20 protein-coding genes are annotated in these 17,478 nt (G+C 36.9%); 18 read left to right on the top strand and 2 right to left on the bottom strand.

Translation table 11 applies throughout. The features are described from left to right. Nucleotides 1-534 precede the first annotated feature (534 nt). The 10 genes from AABL81_RS01390 to AABL81_RS01345 all read left to right on the top strand — a co-directional run bounded on the left by AABL81_RS01390 (nucleotide 535) and on the right by AABL81_RS01345 (nucleotide 9,007). Nucleotides 535-1,152: a class I SAM-dependent methyltransferase gene (locus AABL81_RS01390; RefSeq protein WP_341340189.1), complete on the top strand. Its 618-nt coding sequence runs from the start codon at nucleotides 535-537 to the stop codon at nucleotides 1,150-1,152. Nucleotides 1,153-1,157: 5 nt separating this feature from the next. Beyond that, nucleotides 1,158-1,691, top strand: coding sequence for a GNAT family N-acetyltransferase (locus AABL81_RS01385; protein WP_341340188.1), 534 nt, complete (start codon nucleotides 1,158-1,160; stop codon nucleotides 1,689-1,691). 63 nt (nucleotides 1,692-1,754) lie between these two features. Beyond that, complete coding sequence (locus tag AABL81_RS01380; protein ID WP_341340187.1) at nucleotides 1,755-2,882, top strand: GNAT family N-acetyltransferase; 1,128 nt, start codon at nucleotides 1,755-1,757, stop codon at nucleotides 2,880-2,882. A 4-nt stretch (nucleotides 2,883-2,886) separates the two neighbouring features. Beyond that, nucleotides 2,887-3,426, top strand: coding sequence for an STM3941 family protein (locus AABL81_RS01375; RefSeq protein WP_158210579.1), 540 nt, complete (start codon nucleotides 2,887-2,889; stop codon nucleotides 3,424-3,426). A gap of 12 nt (nucleotides 3,427-3,438) precedes the next feature. Beyond that, on the top strand, nucleotides 3,439-3,933 hold the full coding sequence (locus AABL81_RS01370) for a ClbS/DfsB family four-helix bundle protein (RefSeq protein WP_341340186.1): 495 nt from the start codon (nucleotides 3,439-3,441) through the stop codon (nucleotides 3,931-3,933). Between the two features lie 81 nt (nucleotides 3,934-4,014). Beyond that, nucleotides 4,015-4,626 carry an alpha-ketoglutarate-dependent dioxygenase AlkB family protein gene (locus tag AABL81_RS01365; protein WP_341340185.1) on the top strand — a complete coding sequence of 204 codons (612 nt, stop codon included), beginning with the start codon at nucleotides 4,015-4,017 and terminating at the stop codon, nucleotides 4,624-4,626. A gap of 307 nt (nucleotides 4,627-4,933) precedes the next feature. After that, entirely contained in the window at nucleotides 4,934-5,458 is a 525-nt protein-coding gene (locus AABL81_RS01360; RefSeq protein WP_158210582.1) for a hypothetical protein, read from the top strand. 241 nt (nucleotides 5,459-5,699) lie between these two features. Beyond that, on the top strand, nucleotides 5,700-6,413 hold the full coding sequence (locus AABL81_RS01355; protein ID WP_341340184.1) for a DUF4397 domain-containing protein: 714 nt from the start codon (nucleotides 5,700-5,702) through the stop codon (nucleotides 6,411-6,413). Nucleotides 6,414-6,675: 262 nt separating this feature from the next. Then, nucleotides 6,676-7,518, top strand: coding sequence for a PH domain-containing protein (locus tag AABL81_RS01350; protein ID WP_341340183.1), 843 nt, complete (start codon nucleotides 6,676-6,678; stop codon nucleotides 7,516-7,518). Next, nucleotides 7,511-9,007, top strand: a complete 1,497-nt coding sequence (locus AABL81_RS01345) for a PH domain-containing protein (RefSeq protein ID WP_158210585.1) — start codon at nucleotides 7,511-7,513, stop codon at nucleotides 9,005-9,007. Before AABL81_RS01350 ends, AABL81_RS01345 begins: the two co-directional genes overlap by 8 nt. A 67-nt stretch (nucleotides 9,008-9,074) precedes the next feature. On the opposite strand, the gene AABL81_RS01340 is transcribed toward AABL81_RS01345, so the two are convergent. Further along, on the bottom strand, nucleotides 9,075-9,632 hold the full coding sequence (locus AABL81_RS01340) for a GNAT family N-acetyltransferase (RefSeq protein WP_341340182.1): 558 nt from the start codon (nucleotides 9,630-9,632) through the stop codon (nucleotides 9,075-9,077). Between the two features lie 5 nt (nucleotides 9,633-9,637). Continuing rightward, a complete protein-coding gene (locus AABL81_RS01335; RefSeq protein ID WP_199269095.1) occupies nucleotides 9,638-9,796 on the bottom strand; it encodes a hypothetical protein in 159 nt (52 codons plus the stop codon). 662 nt (nucleotides 9,797-10,458) lie between these two features. On the opposite strand from AABL81_RS01335, the gene hisG reads away from it, so the two are divergent. The 8 genes from hisG to hisIE are packed head-to-tail and all read left to right on the top strand — an operon-like array spanning nucleotide 10,459 to nucleotide 17,367. After that, nucleotides 10,459-11,316 (top strand): ATP phosphoribosyltransferase, encoded by an 858-nt coding sequence (gene hisG / locus AABL81_RS01330; RefSeq protein WP_341340181.1) that lies wholly within the window; start codon nucleotides 10,459-10,461, stop codon nucleotides 11,314-11,316. Between the two features lie 20 nt (nucleotides 11,317-11,336). Continuing rightward, on the top strand, nucleotides 11,337-12,629 hold the full coding sequence (hisD, locus tag AABL81_RS01325) for a histidinol dehydrogenase (protein ID WP_341340180.1): 1,293 nt from the start codon (nucleotides 11,337-11,339) through the stop codon (nucleotides 12,627-12,629). Beyond that, nucleotides 12,619-13,677 carry a histidinol-phosphate transaminase gene (gene hisC, locus AABL81_RS01320; protein WP_341340179.1) on the top strand — a complete coding sequence of 353 codons (1,059 nt, stop codon included), beginning with the start codon at nucleotides 12,619-12,621 and terminating at the stop codon, nucleotides 13,675-13,677. Before hisD ends, hisC begins: the two co-directional genes overlap by 11 nt. Further along, complete coding sequence (hisB, locus tag AABL81_RS01315) at nucleotides 13,649-14,740, top strand: bifunctional histidinol-phosphatase/imidazoleglycerol-phosphate dehydratase HisB (protein WP_341340178.1); 1,092 nt, start codon at nucleotides 13,649-13,651, stop codon at nucleotides 14,738-14,740. The genes hisC and hisB overlap by 29 nt, the downstream gene beginning before the upstream one ends. Further along, nucleotides 14,737-15,315 (top strand): imidazole glycerol phosphate synthase subunit HisH, encoded by a 579-nt coding sequence (gene hisH / locus AABL81_RS01310; protein ID WP_341340177.1) that lies wholly within the window; start codon nucleotides 14,737-14,739, stop codon nucleotides 15,313-15,315. Before hisB ends, hisH begins: the two co-directional genes overlap by 4 nt. After that, the gene (hisA, locus tag AABL81_RS01305; protein WP_341340176.1) at nucleotides 15,312-16,025 is read left to right on the top strand and encodes a 1-(5-phosphoribosyl)-5-[(5-phosphoribosylamino)methylideneamino]imidazole-4-carboxamide isomerase; all 714 of its coding nucleotides are present in this window, start codon (nucleotides 15,312-15,314) and stop codon (nucleotides 16,023-16,025) included. The genes hisH and hisA overlap by 4 nt, the downstream gene beginning before the upstream one ends. After that, a complete protein-coding gene (gene hisF, locus AABL81_RS01300; RefSeq protein WP_341340175.1) occupies nucleotides 16,019-16,771 on the top strand; it encodes an imidazole glycerol phosphate synthase subunit HisF in 753 nt (250 codons plus the stop codon). The genes hisA and hisF overlap by 7 nt, the downstream gene beginning before the upstream one ends. Next, complete coding sequence (gene hisIE, locus AABL81_RS01295) at nucleotides 16,768-17,367, top strand: bifunctional phosphoribosyl-AMP cyclohydrolase/phosphoribosyl-ATP diphosphatase HisIE (RefSeq protein WP_341340174.1); 600 nt, start codon at nucleotides 16,768-16,770, stop codon at nucleotides 17,365-17,367. The genes hisF and hisIE overlap by 4 nt, the downstream gene beginning before the upstream one ends. The last annotated feature ends 111 nt before the right edge of the window (nucleotides 17,368-17,478 follow it).

The raw sequence follows: 17,478 nt of genomic DNA, 5'->3' as shown, positions 1-17,478 counted from the left end.
ACCCGATGACAGATTAGCAATCTGCTCCGTTACCACTCCGGCACCTCTCCGTTGCAAAAGCATATATACTACTGCTTATTTGCGATTGCAAACATACTACGAGTTTTTTGTTTCTGCAAGTTTTACGATGACTAAAAAATAGAATAATCGCAATTTCTCCTATATAATTTTATATCTACTTATAAATGAGATAGATATTTTTTAAAGAAATAGTGTAATTTTTTTTTTAAAAAATAGCTACACATAAGAAATACTTGTTTTTACTGAGTTTGAATAGGTATTTTACATAGAGTAAGACGTCGAAGGAACTTGATAAATTATTATATTTGTTAATGTACAGGTTACAAATTATGCTTCTAAAGGGGAATAGCACGTCTATTTTCCTCTTAAAAAGTAAAAGAAAATAACTATACACTAACTAATTCAAATCAATCATTAAGCTACAAGACTTGTCTTGTGGCTTTTTTTGTTTTAAATAACACCATTGTTGTCGTGGTTTTGTTATTTTTGCTTTTCAGATAAAAACAATGCGGTATGACAAGTAATGAAAAAGCACATTGGGAAGAAGTTTATAAGTCGAAAACACCAGAACAGGTAAGTTGGACACAAACAAAACCGGTGCATTCACTACAATTTATTGAAAACAGTAACCTTCCGAAAGATGCTAAGATTATAGACATTGGAGGAGGTGATAGTAATTTAGTTGACTTTCTTTTAGAGCAAGGGTACACAGATATTACGGTAATGGACATCTCTAAAAATGCCTTACTACGTGCACAAGCTCGTTTAGGTGAACGTGCTAAGCAAGTAAAGTGGATTGAAAGTAATGTTGTTGATTTTAAACCAACTGAGAAGTATGCGCTATGGCACGATAGAGCGGTGTTTCACTTTTTGACAACCCCACAAGATATCGCTACTTATCAAACTATTGTAAACGATGCAGTTACTGATGCGTTAGTTGTGGCTACTTTTTCAAAGAACGGACCATTGCGTTGTAGTGGATTAGATATTCAACAATATAATAGTGAGGATTTAACAGCTGTGTTTGCAGAGGAATTTACTTTGAACAATAGTTTGTACGATGATCACATCACACCATTTGACACAAAACAGAACTTTGTGTATTGCCAGTTTAATAAAAATAAAAAATAATATATATGGGATTTAGTAAAGACATTCAGTTCACTACAGAAAGATTATCTTTTGAAGTAGTTAAAGACGCTTTTAAAGAAGATATCTTTCGCGAATTGACCCCTACAGTAGCTAAGTTTCTTCCGTTTATTCCAACTGGAAAAATTGAAGATACACAAGGATTTATCGATTACAGTTTAGACGTATTAGAGAAAGGAACAGATATTACCTTAGTGGCAACTGATAAAAACACTAAAGAATTCATCGGATGTTGTGGTATTCACGATGTAAATAACGAGTCTATTTCATTGGGAATCTGGTTAAAAGAGTCTGCTTTTGGGAAAGGATACGGAAGTGAGTTAATCAATGGTTTAGAGAGTTATGTAAACGAAAACTTAGACGTTGATTACTTAATTTACAACGTAGAGAAAAACAACCACGGTAGTATTAAAATCGCTGAGAAGTTAGGGTATGTTTACCACAACGACTTCGTGCGTAATATTAGCGAGGAGAAAATATTAAATATGCTTCAGTACCGCAAGGACAACGTGAAGAAGTAATAAATAATTTAGAGTTCAAAAGGCAGTAGCTTTTTGAACTTTTTTATAATAGGTTGATTGAATATGTTTACGATAGAGGCATTAGAACAGATAGATTTTAATTCTATTCAATGGGATAGATTAGTGCATTGGAACGGTAGAACGGATGATTTACCAGTGTTTATTGAGCAGTTGCAAGAGTTAAATCCTGCTACGAGTAGAATGGCGTTGTTTAACTTAGCAAATAATGTTGAACACCAAGGAGGAGTGGTATTAGTTACTCCTGCTGTGTTAATCAAGCTGTTTCAAGTATTAAAAACAGGCTATCACAACCAAGATTTAATGTTTCGCGTAATTATGAAGATCGCCAAGGCTGTTGGTTTTCAGTGGGAAACGTTTAGAGATGGCAATGAGTTTGAGAACGCTCCAGACTTTTTTGGTACACTACAAGCCGACTCGCCTTTTCTATGGCCAGAGTTTGTAGATGCAGATACAGATAAACTGTATTGGACAACAACTGATATGGGTAATATGTTTGACTTGTCTTGGTATTACACGAAAGAAGTGTTGTGTGCTTATCAACCGGTTTTAGAACAGGTAGTTGCCAATGATGAGATTGAACAAGGTATTTTGTACGATTTGCTGACTATCGTTAAAATGGTAAAAGACCAAGAGCGCAAACCGTTTGACTTAAATAAAACGTGGCAAACAGACCGTTTAGAGTTGGTTGTAATTAACGACAATCACTTAGACGATTTAATGGCAAACTTAACACCTGCGGTGGCTAAATACCTGAGTTTTGACCCTACAGGTAGCCGTGAGTTTATGCAGGAATATATCCGTCGTTCTCGCATCGAAGTAACGTACGGGACAGCACTTGTATTAGCTATTTTAGACAAGCAAACAAAGGCGTTTATCGGTAGTTGTGCACTAAATGATATTAATAACGAATCTGTGGAAATAGGCTTGTGGTTAAAGGAGTCTGCTCAAAATAAGCGATTTGGTACTGAGGTTGTTGAGGCAATGGTTAACCTAATTAAAGAGGAGGTAATCACACAAGAGATTATCTATTGTGTTGAACGAGAAAATGAAGTAAGTATTTCAATTCCTTTGAAATTTGGTTTCACACATACATACGACTTTGTATTAGAGCCAACGCCTTTAAAAAACAGAATGCGTGAAATGGCACAGTATGTCTTGTCTTTAAAATAACCCTATGAATATCACTCCAATTAGAATAGCAATCAAAAAAGGTAGGTTGTTCCTGTATTTAATAGGAACACTACTCTTAGTGGCAGCAGGTGTATTAATTTTAGCTGTATCCTCTGAATCACCTGATAACTGGATATTAGATTCGTATGTGTTTACAATTGCCATCGCCTTATTGTGTATTGTTTTTTTTGGTTACGGTTCATACCTATTTGCAATAAAATTGGTGGATAAAAGACCGGGGTTAATCATCGATAATCAAGGGATTACAGATAATGCAACATCAGTTGTCAATGGGTTAATTCCTTGGGAAGATGTGTTTTCATTTGTCGAATGTCAAGTAAAGAGCAATAAGTTTATTATGGTTTATGTTCTTAATCCCCAAGAATACATCGATAAACAGACAAGTTTTATCAAGCGCAAGTCAATGGAAGCTAATCTAAAAACGTACGGAACATCTGTGTTTATTAATACGACGTTTTTAGCTATTTCACAACAAGACTTACTTGATAAATTAAACCAGCGTTTAGACCAATACCGCAGTTAAGATATTTCAAAAATGAGCAGACCAATTACGAAAGACGAATTGTTACATTTAGCTGAAAAGAACTTTTCTCAGCTAATGTTGCTGGTTGTAAACTTATCAGAAGAGGCATTACAACAAGAGTTTGAAATACCTTCTTTAAACAGAAATAGAAGGGATGTGTTGATGCACTTACACCATTGGCACTTGCTGTTTGAACAGTGGTACACAGTTGGAATGCAAGGCGATAAACCTATAATGCCTGCTGAGGGGTACACTTGGAAAACTACTCCTCAATTAAATATAGCTATTCATCAGATGTACCAACATACTTCAGGTATATCGGCTATTGAACTACTTCAAAGTTCACATCAATCATTGATTGATATCATATGTAAACATAGTAATGAACAATTGTTTCAGAAGAAATTTTATAAGTGGACAGGCAGTACGTCTTTAGGATCTTATATCATTTCAGCTACGTCAAGTCATTATGATTGGGCGATTAAGTTTCTTAAAAAGCGAAACTAAGATAAATTAGCGCTAATTATTCGCATTATTTCTTGCTTGAATTTCTTCTTTTGTACTTAAACTTGTAGCAAAAGAGGTTATATGGACTTGTTTAGTAGTTTTTCTGACGAACCAATGAATATACTTCCCTTTGATGGGGAGGTGAATTATTATGGTGTAGTGATAAATAAAGGTGAAAGTGATGAGTACTTTCAGCATTTGATGAATGGGATTGTTTGGAAAAATGACGAGGCAATTATTATGGGTAAAAAGGTAGTTACCAAGCGCAAAGTAGCGTGGTATGGAGATGTACCTTTTTCATATACCTATTCACAAATCACTAAAACAGCTTTGCCTTGGACAGAGGATTTATTGGCATTAAAGAAAATAGTGGAAGAAAAAACAGGTGAAACATATAATTCGTGTTTACTAAACTTATATCACAATGGAGAAGAGGGGATGGCATGGCATAGTGATGGAGAAAAAGATCTGAAAAAGAATGGGGCAATTGCCTCTTTGAGTTTTGGGGCTATACGCAAGTTTGCATTTAAGCATAAAGAAACTAAAAATAAGATTGAAGTTATTTTAGAGCACGGTAGCTTATTAGTGATGAAAGGGACAACACAAACTAATTGGTTACATCGTTTACCTCCGACTAAAATGGTTAAAACTCCCCGTATAAATTTGACTTTCAGAACGATTGAACAGTTTTAATAGTTCACTATTTGTTTGTCATTATTATTCAGTTATACGCATTTTTTATTGATGATTAATCGTGGTTTATGAAATTATTTTCTAAAATAGCTGTTATACTTTTTTAGAATAATGATTTAGTAATCTGATTAATAGAATATTACGTTTTGTAATAATGTATTTAAAAAAAACATACTAAAAAGGACTAATTGTGTGTTTTTATGTTTAAATTTAGTAAAATATGATATAGTGTTAATTGTTTGGTACAAGAAGTAGATAACTATATTATTAAGTGAAGTTTATTATTTAACTCGTAAACGATGTCACAATGATTAGAGATTACTTAAATAAATTAGTCGGTATTGGCCTGAAAGGTAGAGGAAAGCAAATCATCATAGGTATTGTATTGGCCTATAATGAAGAATGGCTTTTGATTAAGTCTAATCCTGTAGATTATATCATAGATGGTTATCAGCTAATAAGAATTGATAAAATTACAACAGTTGAACGTGATGAGAATATTCTATTTATAGAAGAAGTATTAAAAGCGAAACTCGTTGACTTTTACAGTAAACCGATTAATTTAAAAGAAAATATTTTTGATACATTGGAGGATATTGATAGAAAATATGGTGCTTTTGGAATCGAGTTTAAAGATGTAAATGATTGTTATATTGGAAAATTTATGGAAAGTGAAGATCTTGAATACTTTGCTTTTGAAGAGTTAGCAGACAATGGAGAGTGGCAAGAGGAGATCGAAGAGTTTAATATTTTAAATGTGTATAGTATCGACTTTGATGGGGATTATATACAGTCATTACTGCTTTATGCAAGTAAAAAATTAAGTAAGTAAATACTGTTTACAGTATAGAAATTGGATAGGTATATTACCTATATTCTTTTGGATTTTTGTATTTATATATTTGTGTTGAGAAAGTTGGTGAGTAATCATCAACTTTTTTTTATGCTTGTAAATTAGGTGTTGAAAGAGAGGCTTCGTTATTTTATTTTTTAAAATAAATCACTTTTTTTGAGGTAAAAGATAAAAAGTGCACAGTTTTTGTAAATTGAAATTAAAACTAACAAACTAAATTATGAAGAAAGTACTCACTCTGTTATCTGCTATTTTATTACTTGTTGTAAGTGGTAGTTGTAGTAATGATGATGATTATAATGGATATCCAATCGAATATGCTGCTGCATTTACAATGGTTAATGCGTATGAAGGGAATAACCAAGTGCGTTATATCGTTGACAATCGAAGTATTCAAACACCATATCAACCTTTGATATACCGTACGTTTGGCTATGCAAACTTGTGGAGCGGCAATCGTGCTTTAACAATTATTGATAACGCAAACCCTAAACCACTGGTTAATGAAGTTATTCAAGTTGAAAGCGGAAAAGCTTATACTTCTTTTATAGCTGGTACTTCATCAGAAATGGTGAATCACTTTATTACTTCAGATGAGGGAATGCCTCAAGAAGAAGGTGTTGAAAACCCAAATGCAGGTGTACGCTTTTTTAACTTGAGTTCAGATAATGTAGAGGTTTCCGTGCAGTTTGACGGCAAGGTTGCGGCAGATGTATTTGCAAACAGAATACAAGATAGTAAGCTTACTGCAAGTAAAAGTCAGATATTTAATGGGGTTGAACCCAATGCCTATAAGGTTTCTATAGTTGACAAAAGTGGCAATGTATTAGCTACCAGAGAGAACGTTAAGTTTGAAAAAGGTAAATATTACACCCTAACTTTTGTGGGAGCTAAGGACAACAAAGAAAAATCATATTATATCGGAGTTATTTGACAGTCCGCTATGTAAGATTATTTTAGCTATTTATTTTTTTATTGATTAAGAATCCCTTTTTGTATGTAGACATGATACTTAAAGGGATTTTTTGTGTGCATACGTCAACTAATTTTATTGGCTTTTCTTGTTTACTTTTTTACAGTAAGAGCTTTGGTTTTAAGTGCCATAAGCAAGATATCATCAGGCTAATGCCCTTTTTTCTTTACAACAAAAGAATAATCCTATATCTTTAACAACAAAACACAAGAATATCAAGGCTATGAACGATACCTTTTCTAATAATCAAATAAATGTCAACGGATTACCTAATCTTGACGCAATCAAGTTTACTCCCCTTAATTCAAGATATGGCAACGTAATTCTTATCCGTTTAACGATAATAGTACTTGTTTTAACTGCTATAGGATGTACACCAATATTTGCTCACGATTTTATTCCAGAACTACAAGTGCCAATGGGACTACAAGTTGCAGCAATTGCTTTTACGAGTATATTGTCGTTGCTAATTGTAGTCGTTAACTTATTGGGGTTTAAGAAGAAAGGATACGCAATTAGAGAAAGAGATATTATTTATAAAAGCGGACTAATCAATCGCACTGAAACGGTTATTCCATTTAATAGAGTGCAACACGTAGGTATATATGAAGGTGCGTTATTGCGCGTGTTTGACCTGTGTACAGTGGAGTTTTTTACAGCTGGTGGTGCTATGGGCGACCTAAAGATTCCGGGGTTGTCTAAAGAAGAAGGTGACCGATTGAAAGCGTATGTGATCCAGAATATCAACCAAGAGAATAAGACTGAGAAATCAAGAGAACACGGGACTTCAGAGCATACTTGTTGTAAAGAGGGAGCACACGATGCTTGTGAGCACAACGCAGTAGAGCATACTTGTTGTAAAGAGGGAGCACACGATGCTTGTGAACACAACACAGTAGAGTGTACTTGTTGTAAAGAGGGAGCACACGATGCTTGTGAACACAACACAGCAGAGCATACTTGTTGTAAAGAGGGAGCACACGATGCTTGTGAACACAACACAGCAGAGCACACTTGTTGTACTGAAAAACCATTGTCTCACAAGAATACCTCTCACAATGCATAACAACTTTTACCAACCAACCAGACAAGCGGCAATTGGTATAGTTGCCAATTTCCTAAACACGTTACAACGTTTAGGTAGGGCATTTGCACCCTTAATTGTGATTTACTTCATTAAAGGCAGTATTTCATTTAGTTTCTCAATAGGTGGGGCAGTAGCGTTAATCGTTGTACTAATGCTTGTATTTTCCTATTTCAGTTACCGCAAGTTCACGTTTTATATCGATGAAAAGATAGACGCATTTGTCATTGAAAAAGGAGTGTTCAACAAGTCTAAAATCACCATTCAATTAGATAAAATTCAGCAAGTAAACCTCAATCAGAGTTTCATCAATCGAATTGTAAATGTTTATGCCGTTGAGATTGACTCGGCAGGTAGTAAAGACAAAGAAGCTGTAATTCCGTCAATGGCGTGGGCTGATGCAAATAACTTAAAAAAGATATTGTTAGAATATCAAAAGGAACAACAGGCAACGAATATTGATGAAGGTGCAACTGTTTCTACAGCTCAAAACACAAAAGAAATAGGCGTTGGAACCCTTTTAAAAGTGGGGTTAACAACTAACTATCTATATACGGCGGGACTTATCTTCGTATTTGTCAATATGTTTTTAGACTCTTTTGTTGGCAAGAAAGTATATGAAGAATACTTAGATGAAGAAAGTGTGAATGAGTATGTAAGCAATGGTTTTTCTGCTGTTTACGGATTGTATATTGTTGCGTTTATCATCCTGTTGGTATTGGTTGTTAATGTGTTTAGAACCTTGATGAAGTTTTGGGATTTCAAGATTACAACAACTAATAATACGTTGGTTTTATCACACGGATTGGTGTCAACAAGAAATACGATTATTCGACCAAATCGCGTTCAAAAGGTTGTTTTAGTACAGAATTACTTTCAAAAACTGTGGGATATCACCAGTTTAAAGATTATTCAGGTTGCCGGAGTAGAAGGAGAAAACAACAAAACAGGATTAGAAATACCAGGTTGTTCTGCTGTTGAGAAAGCAGCGTTTTTTGATATTATTTACAACAAACAGGCAGAGAAAAGTACATTCTCATTGAAATACAACTACCGTTTCTTAGGCTTTAGAGCGTTTATGTTTATAGGTTTACCCTTGGCTATTTTCGCGTTTATGTATTACGGACAATTACCTTTCCAAAAGTTTATTAGCCTTGCATTAGGGTACAGTATCGTTGTTTTTGCTATACTATTTCGAATGTACAAAGTAGGGCGACTATTTGTTAATGACAGTTTTATTGTTTTACGAACAGGCGTTTGGGACATCAAACACACGTACTTAGAACCCCATAAAATACAGAAAATAACCCTATCTCAATTGTGGTGGCAACAATCAGCTAATGTTGGTAGTTTAACTTTACACACAGCTGGAGGACCCTTGCGGTTCAGTACTTCAAAGTACAATGAATTGAAAAAACTACGCGATCTAATGCTTTATAAAGTAGAAACAGCAGAGAAGAGTTGGATGTGATATAATAGAGGCGGTTTTTAGGGCAATGTGTTGTTTTTGGGTTTCTAATTGATGCGTTGATAGTGTATTATAAATCAGATAGAGTAGATAAGTTGAAAAACATCTGTCTTGTGTCATTATTAACGTCTCTATCTGTTAAAAACTCAAAGCCTAAGGAAGTGTAAAAGTTTAAGGATTGCGTATAGGCATCAACTGTAATTAATTTGCAAGCTTGTTTGTTGTTTAGTTCTAATGCTTCATTAATTATGTTATGAACTAACATTTTACCAATTCCTTTCCCTTTAAACGTCTTGTCAATTCCTAATCGACCAATTTTTAAAGAAGGAAAAGACTTTAAGTGTCTTTTAGGGTGCTTTACTAAATCTTTTAAGAAACGTTTAAATGCACTTTTTGAAGCAAAGCCTTGCTCTTCGAAGTTCAGGCTATCATTAAAAATACTATAGTAAGCAATTGTTCTTGTAGGGCTTTCTATAATAAAAGTAGTTGCAAGATATTCCTGTTTATATTTTTTTGCTTTTTGAAAAAGAAATTCATTCAAATCATCGTCTCCACAATCAAAAGGTTTTAATATATGATTGATGTTTAATAGTTTAAAGGATAATTGGTTGAATTCTATAGGAGTCACAATATTTATTTTTTAAATATTGATTTTAACGCATTTGAATCTTCACGAATAGCTTTGAGCTTCGATTTTGATGAAGTTGAGTGCTTTATATCATTTACTTTATTTAAAAAAACAATAGCATCTTTACCTCTAAGTACGGGTGTAATTTTAATAGGTTTAGCCATCTTTAGAATTTTTATAATACAAAAATAGATATATTTTTTTATATATCAGTAAAATAAATGCATTGCTATTCAGTGAATTAGAGCTTTTTATACAATGGTATGCCTGTATTTGACGCATTATTTATAGGGATTACAGATCAACACCAAAAGTTTTAATATGTGTTAATGTAATACGTTACTTTATTTATAAATAAATAGCAATGGACTACCACATAGGTTTTGTCCGTGCCCGTGTGATGTATTGATCTATTGAAAAGATAATGTCAATCGATAACCGAGGTAGGGGCAAATTATTATTCGCCCGCACGGCATACGACACAATATATATCACGTCTAACCCTTGTAAACTGGTCTGTATATCCTTGCTTTTCATTACGTTGCATTGAATAAAAAACACCTTTTTTTCAAAAAAAACATAAAAAAAGTTTGTGTAATTAAAAAAAACACTACTTTTGAATTATACAAAACAGAAAAAATGTTTACAAATAAATTACATCATCATCATCATTTAACTTGCACTCACGCGAGCAGATAATGTTATGATGTAAATTTAAACAACAATATATCTAATTATCCCGTTTGAGTAAGTCAAACGGGATTTTTGTTTTTATAAGCATTCTATACACCTGCATTGGTTTACTCAGACATCTAAAATTGAAACTATGAGTAAATTAAAAATTGCAATCCAAAAAAGCGGTCGTTTAAGCGAAAAGTCCTTAGAACTTATCAAAGAATGCGGAATTAAGATTCCAAACGGAGGAGGAAAACTAATCTCCGAAAGTACAAACTTCCCAATCGAAATCTTGTTTTTACGCGATGATGATATCGCCAAATACGTTGAACAAAACGTGGCAGATATCGGAATTGTAGGTGAGAATGCCTACTTAGAGGCTAACCAAAATGTAGATATTGTGGAATACCTTGGTTTTGCTTCTTGCAGATTGAGCTTAGCTGTATCTAAAAACACAGCATACACCGATATCTCCTTCTTCCAAAATAAAAAGATAGCAACGTCATATCCGATTATCCTTCAAAAATACTTGGAAAGCAAGAACATACAAGCCAACATCGAGTTTATCTCAGGTAGTGTTGAAATTGCCCCAAGCATCGGATTAGCAGACGGTATCTGTGATATCGTAAGTAGTGGGTCAACCCTAATGTCAAACGGACTAAAAGAAGTAGAGAAAGTAATGGATAGTCAGGCTATTCTTATTGCAAGTCCGGGATTAGCAGATGAGAAACAAGCCATACTACAAAAACTGTTGTTCCGCATTAAAGCCGTCTTGAGAGCCAAAGAAAACAAGTATATCCTGCTAAACGCACCTAATGAAAAGTTAGATGAAATCGTCAGAATATTACCAGGAATGAAAAGTCCAACCATACTTCCCTTAGCAGATGAAGGGTGGAGTAGCCTTCACTCTGTTATTCAAGAAGACAAGTTTTGGGATATCATAGACGAACTCAAAAAAGCAGGAGCAGAAAGTATCCTTGTCGCTCCAATTGAAAAGATGATTTTTTAAGCCAACCAACAGAATTACAAATGAAAACAGTACAATTTCCCCCACGTGAACAATGGACAACGCTTTGTAAACGACCAAGCATTCAAGCAGAAAACCTAACGGATAAGGTAGCCGATATATTACAACAAGTACGCACACAAGGCGATAAGGCAGTTTACCAATTAATAGAGAAGTACGACAAGGCGAATCTTGACAACCTAAAAGTGAGCAATCAAGAGTTGTGTAACGCTATCGGTCAGGTAGATGAACAGTTAAAAGCAGCGATAAAAGTAGCCTATACCAATATCAAGAAGTTTCACGAATCACAGCAAACACAAGAAGCAGTAGTAGAAACGAGTCCCGGGGTAAGCTGTTGGAGAAAGAGCAAACCGATTGAAAAAGTGGGATTATACATTCCTGGAGGAACGGCTCCTTTGTTTTCAACCTTACTGATGTTGGGAATCCCCGCGCAAATAGCAGGTTGCAAGCAAATTGTGTTGTGTACACCGTGTAATGCAGACGGCGTAGTCAATCCTGTTATTCTATATACCGCATCGTTCTTAGGCATTACCGAAATATACAAAATAGGAGGCGCACAAGCCATCGCTGCTTTAGCTTACGGAACAGAAACCGTACCTAAGGTGTACAAAATTTTCGGACCGGGTAATCAATTTGTAACCAAAGCAAAAGAGTTGGTGTCAAGCCAAGGAACGGCAATCGATATGCCGGCTGGTCCAAGTGAGGTGTTAGTCATTGCCGATAAAAATGCTGATGCTGACTTCGTAGCAGCAGACTTGTTATCTCAAGCAGAACACGGTACTGATAGTCAAGTTGTTTTAGTCAGTGATAACGAAGCAATATTAAACAAAGTACAACAAGCAATTGTGGCGCAAACAAAGGAATTGCCAAGACGTGATTTAGTAGAGCAAACCCTGAGCAATAGCCTGGTAATTCAGTTAAACAACATAGATGAGTGTATCGAACTGAGCAATGTCTATGCGCCTGAGCACTTGATAATGGCAGTAGACAACTTCGAACAATACACTGATGCGATTGTCAATGCAGGCTCTGTATTCTTAGGAAAATACGCTTGTGAGAGTGCCGGAGATTACGCCAGCGGTACCAATCACACCTTACCAACAAACGGGTATGCAACAAGTTACAGTGGTGTGTCTTTAGATAGTTTTGTCAAGAAGATTACTTTTCAAACCATCACCGCAGCCGGAATCCAACAACTCGGACCAACTATTGAAATAATGGCAGCAGCAGAGCAGTTGGTCGCTCACAAAAATGCCGTTACCATTCGCTTAAAAAAGTTAAACAATGAACAGTAATATCACCGCTTTAGTGCGACAAAATATACAAAGTTTAGTGCCTTATACAAGTGCACGAGACGAATACAAGGGAAATGAAGGAGTCTTTTTAGATGCTAATGAAAACCCCTTCGGTTTGACCAACCGATATCCAGATCCGTATCAAAAGGAGTTGAAACAGGTAATTGCCGATATTAAAAACATAGACGCGGCCAACTTGTTTCTGGGAAATGGAAGTGATGAGGCGATTGACTTGGCTTACCGCATTTTTTGTGAACCGAAACAAGACAAGGCATTGGCATTTACGCCTACATACGGAATGTACGAGGTGTACGCTAATATCAACAATGTAGACTTATACACCTTGCCGTTGAACGATTTGTTTCAGATTGACAAGGCAAGTCTAACCCCGTATTTGCAAGACAACAGCATCAAACTAATGTTTATCTGTTCTCCTAACAATCCAACCGGAAATGTAATTGCAACGGAAACCATCGAGTGGATATTGGCTAATTTCAATGGGATAGTTATTGTTGATGAGGCGTATATCGACTTCAGCAATAGCGTATCGTGGACACAGCGTTTGGGTGATTACCCTAACTTAATCATTCTACAAACCTTGTCAAAAGGATGGGGAATGGCTGGTTTGCGAATCGGTATGGCGGTGATGAATCAAGAGGTATTACAGTATTTCAACAAAGTGAAGTCGCCTTATAACATCAGCCAAATCAACCAACTGGAAGCGATTAAGGTGTTGAGCGATACCGCAGCTTTTGACCAACGCATTGCTTTGTTGAACCAAGAAAAGGCAAGGGTAATTGAGGAACTTAACGCAATGGCAATGACCAAGCGCATTTATCCCTCAGATGCCAACTTTATTTTAGTGGAGGTGACCAATGCCAATGCAGTGTACAGCCAATTGATAGACAAGCAAACTATTGTGCGCAATCGCCATAGTGTCGTGCCTAATACACTCCGTATTTCAATCGGTACACCAACGGAAAACACCCAATTAATCAACACTTTAAAACAAATAGACAATGAAAAAGAAAGTATTATTTATCGATAGAGATGGAACAATCATCAACGAACCAGCTGACTTTCAAATCGACAGTTTAGAGAAGTTGGAGTTCCTACCTCAGGTAATCACCAATTTAGCGCGCATCGCCAAGGAATTAGATTACGAATTGGTAATGGTGAGTAACCAAGACGGACTGGGTACAGCGTCGTTTCCAACAGAAACCTTTTGGCCTGCTCAAAACAAGATGTTGGCGGTATTGCAAGGAGAGGGAATCAACTTTGTGGATATCTACATTGATGAGTCGTTTGAACAAGAGAACAAACCAACGCGTAAACCTGGTATTGGCATGTTGGGCAAGTATGTGTATGGCAACTACGACTTGGCAAATTCCTACGTTATTGGCGATAGGCTAACAGATGTTCAACTAGCTAAAAACCTTGGGGCACAGGCTATTTTGATTCAGGAGGACAACAATGCAGAAGCGGCGTTAACAACGATGAGTTGGAACGACATCTACCAGTTTTTAAAAGCTAAACCACGCACAGCAACGGTGGTTCGCACTACCAAAGAAACCGATATTAAAGTGCAGGTGAACCTGGATAGTAATAAGGAATCACAGTTTGACACAGGCTTACCGTTTTTTGATCACATGTTAGAACAAATCAGCAAACACGGGGAAGTAGGGTTAGAGGTGAAGGTGAAAGGCGATTTGCAAATTGATGAACACCACACGATGGAAGACACTGCATTGGCGTTGGGAGAGGCGTTCAAACAAGCCTTGGGCAATAAAAAGGGAATTGAGAGATATGGCTTTTTACTGCCGATGGACGATTGCTTAGCACAGGTGGCTATTGACTTTGGAGGGCGACCTTGGATCGTGTGGGACGTGGCGTTTACCCGTGAGAAAATAGGGGATGTACCAACAGAAATGTTTTACCACTTTTTCAAATCGTTTAGTGATGCCGCACAGTGTAACCTAAACATCAAATGTGAGGGAACGAATGAGCACCACAAGATAGAGGCGGTGTTTAAAGCCTTTGCAAAAGCGATAAAACAAGCGGTATCACGCACAAATAATTACGAAATACCAAGTACAAAAGGAATCTTATGATAGCGATTTTAAAGTATAATGCGGGAAATATACAGTCGGTTGAGAATGCCGTACAGCGGTTGGGATATCAGACTATTGTTACGGATGATATCAACGAATTAAACGCTGCTGACAAAGTTATTTTTCCCGGTGTAGGTGAGGCGTCATCGGCGATGGCGTATTTAAAAGAACGCCAGTTAGACGAGGTGATAAAGCAGTTGAAACAACCCGTTTTAGGTATTTGCTTAGGCATGCAGTTGTTGTGTCAATTTACAGAAGAAGGCAATACGCAGGGTATTGGTGTTTTTGACAACAAGGTGCGTTTGTTTCCAAGTACGGATATCGTGCCACATATGGGTTGGAACGATTGCAATACCCTACAAGGCCAGTTGTTTCAAGGCATACAAGAGGGAGCCGACTTTTACTTTGTACACAGTTATTGTGCTGAGGTGAATGAAAATACTGTAGCTATAACAAACTATATTCTGCCTTTTTCAGCGGCTTTGCAAAAAGACAACTTTTACGCTGTGCAGTTTCACCCTGAGAAATCGGCAACTATTGGAAACCAACTATTAAAAAACTTTTTAGAATTATGAGAATTATACCAGCAATAGACGTAATAGACGGAAAATGTGTTCGCTTGAGCAAAGGAGATTACGACACTAAAAAAATATATGCAGACGACCCTGTTGAAATGGCGAAACGCTTTGAAGATAGTGGTATTCAATACTTACACTTGGTGGACCTAAATGGGGCTAAGTCAAACAAAGTACAGATAGCGGGATTAATAGAGGCGATTGCCACACAAACTAAGTTGATTGTGGACTTTGGAGGGGGAATCAAAACTGAAGATGATGTGAAGATTGCGTTTGAATCAGGAGCTAATCAGATAACTGTGGGCAGTGTAGCCTTAAATAATCCGCTGATGTTTTACAGCTGGTTGAAAGAATACGGCAGCGACAAAATTATCTTAGGAGCCGATTGTAAAGATCGACAAATTATGACTCAAGGTTGGCTTAAAGGCAGTAAGGTTGATGTGGTAGATTTCATTAGCGAGTACATGGAGCAAGGCGTGAGTACGACCATCGTAACTGATATTGACAAAGACGGAATGCTGAGTGGGCCTGCTTTTGAACTATACAATGAGATTATGAGTAAAACAGGTGTTGATTTAATTGCCAGTGGTGGTATCACAACCATAGCCGATGTGTTGAGGTTGAGAGAAATGGGGTGTGAGGGCGCTATTATTGGCAAGGCGATTTATGAAGGAACGATCACGTTAAAACAGTTGAGTGAGTTATGCTAAAAAAGAGAATAATACCGTGTTTGGACATTCAAAACGGGCAAGTAGTAAAGGGTGTAAACTTTGAAAACATCAAACAAGCAGGTGATCCGATTGCGTTGGCAAAGCGCTATGTAGCAGAGGGGGCAGACGAATTGGTGTTTTTAGACATTACGGCAACTATTGAAAACAGAAAGACATTAGTTGATTTAGTACGCGCTATTGCAAGGGAAATCAACATTCCGTTTACAGTTGGTGGCGGAATCAACAGTGTGGAGCAAGCGAGGGAACTCATTCGCGCTGGTGCTGATAAGGTGAGTATAAACTCTGCCGCTATCCGCCGTGTGGAGTTGCTGAGCGAGTTGGCACAGGAGTTTGGCAACCAATGTGTGGTATTGGCCATTGACACCAAGCAAGAAGATGACGTGTGGTGGGTGTATAGCAAAGGAGGCCGTGAGAAAACGGATAAACAAACATTAGATTGGGCACAAGAAGGCGTGCGTAGTGGGGCTGGGGAAATCCTGTTAACTTCTATGAATCACGACGGAACCAAAGGTGGTTTTGCACTTGAACTAACCAGTCAAGTAGCCGATATTGTTGATGTTCCCGTTATCGCATCAGGTGGAGCAGGGGCAATCGAACACTTTGAAGAGGTGTTTACTCAAACGCGTGCCACAGGTGCTTTAGCAGCCAGTATTTTTCACTACGGACAAGTGCCTATTGTAGTATTAAAACAAGCATTAAAAACAAAAAATATAGCAGTAAGATGAAAGAGAATATAGATTTTAATAAGGGAAACGGGTTAGTAGCAGTTGTAATTCAAGACGCATTAACTATGAAGGTGTTGATGCAAGCCTATATGAACGAGGCTGCTTTTGACCAAACCGTTGCAGAGGGAAAAGTAACGTTTTTTAGCCGTACCAAAAATAGGCTGTGGACCAAAGGAGAAACCTCTCAGAACTACCTTTGGGTACAGCGTATGCAGTTGGACTGCGATGGCGATTGTCTGTTAATTCAAGTAAAAGCAGACGGACCCACTTGCCACAGAGGAACAGAAACGTGTTTTGACACTACAGAAAGCAGTAGCAAAGGATTTGTGTACGAATTACAAGACGTGATTAGTAGTCGCATTGACAACAAAACAGAGGGTTCATACACCTATCAGTTATATCAACGCGGCATCAACAAAGTAGCCCAAAAAGTAGGAGAAGAAGCCGTTGAGGTAGTCATTGAAGCCAAAGACAACAACGCCGATTTATTCAAAAACGAAGCCGCCGATTTGATGTATCACTACCTACTTTTGCTAAAAGCAAAGGGATTTACCTTAGAAGACATAGAAGCCGTTTTGAAAGAAAGACATCAATAAAGAGAGGGGTAACGGTTTGCGTTATGACGTTTCACGTTTTCTGGTTCCCGTACCACGGTTTCCGTTACGATGTATGATTGGTGATGTATGCTGTACGAAACCGTGCTGTAC

It is taken from the genome of Myroides sp. C1519 (assembly GCF_038039755.1).
GTDB classification, from domain to species: domain Bacteria; phylum Bacteroidota; class Bacteroidia; order Flavobacteriales; family Flavobacteriaceae; genus Flavobacterium; species Flavobacterium phaeum_A.
The sequence above is the reverse complement of the archived record's forward strand: the minus strand, read 5'-3'. Positions and strand labels throughout refer to the sequence as shown.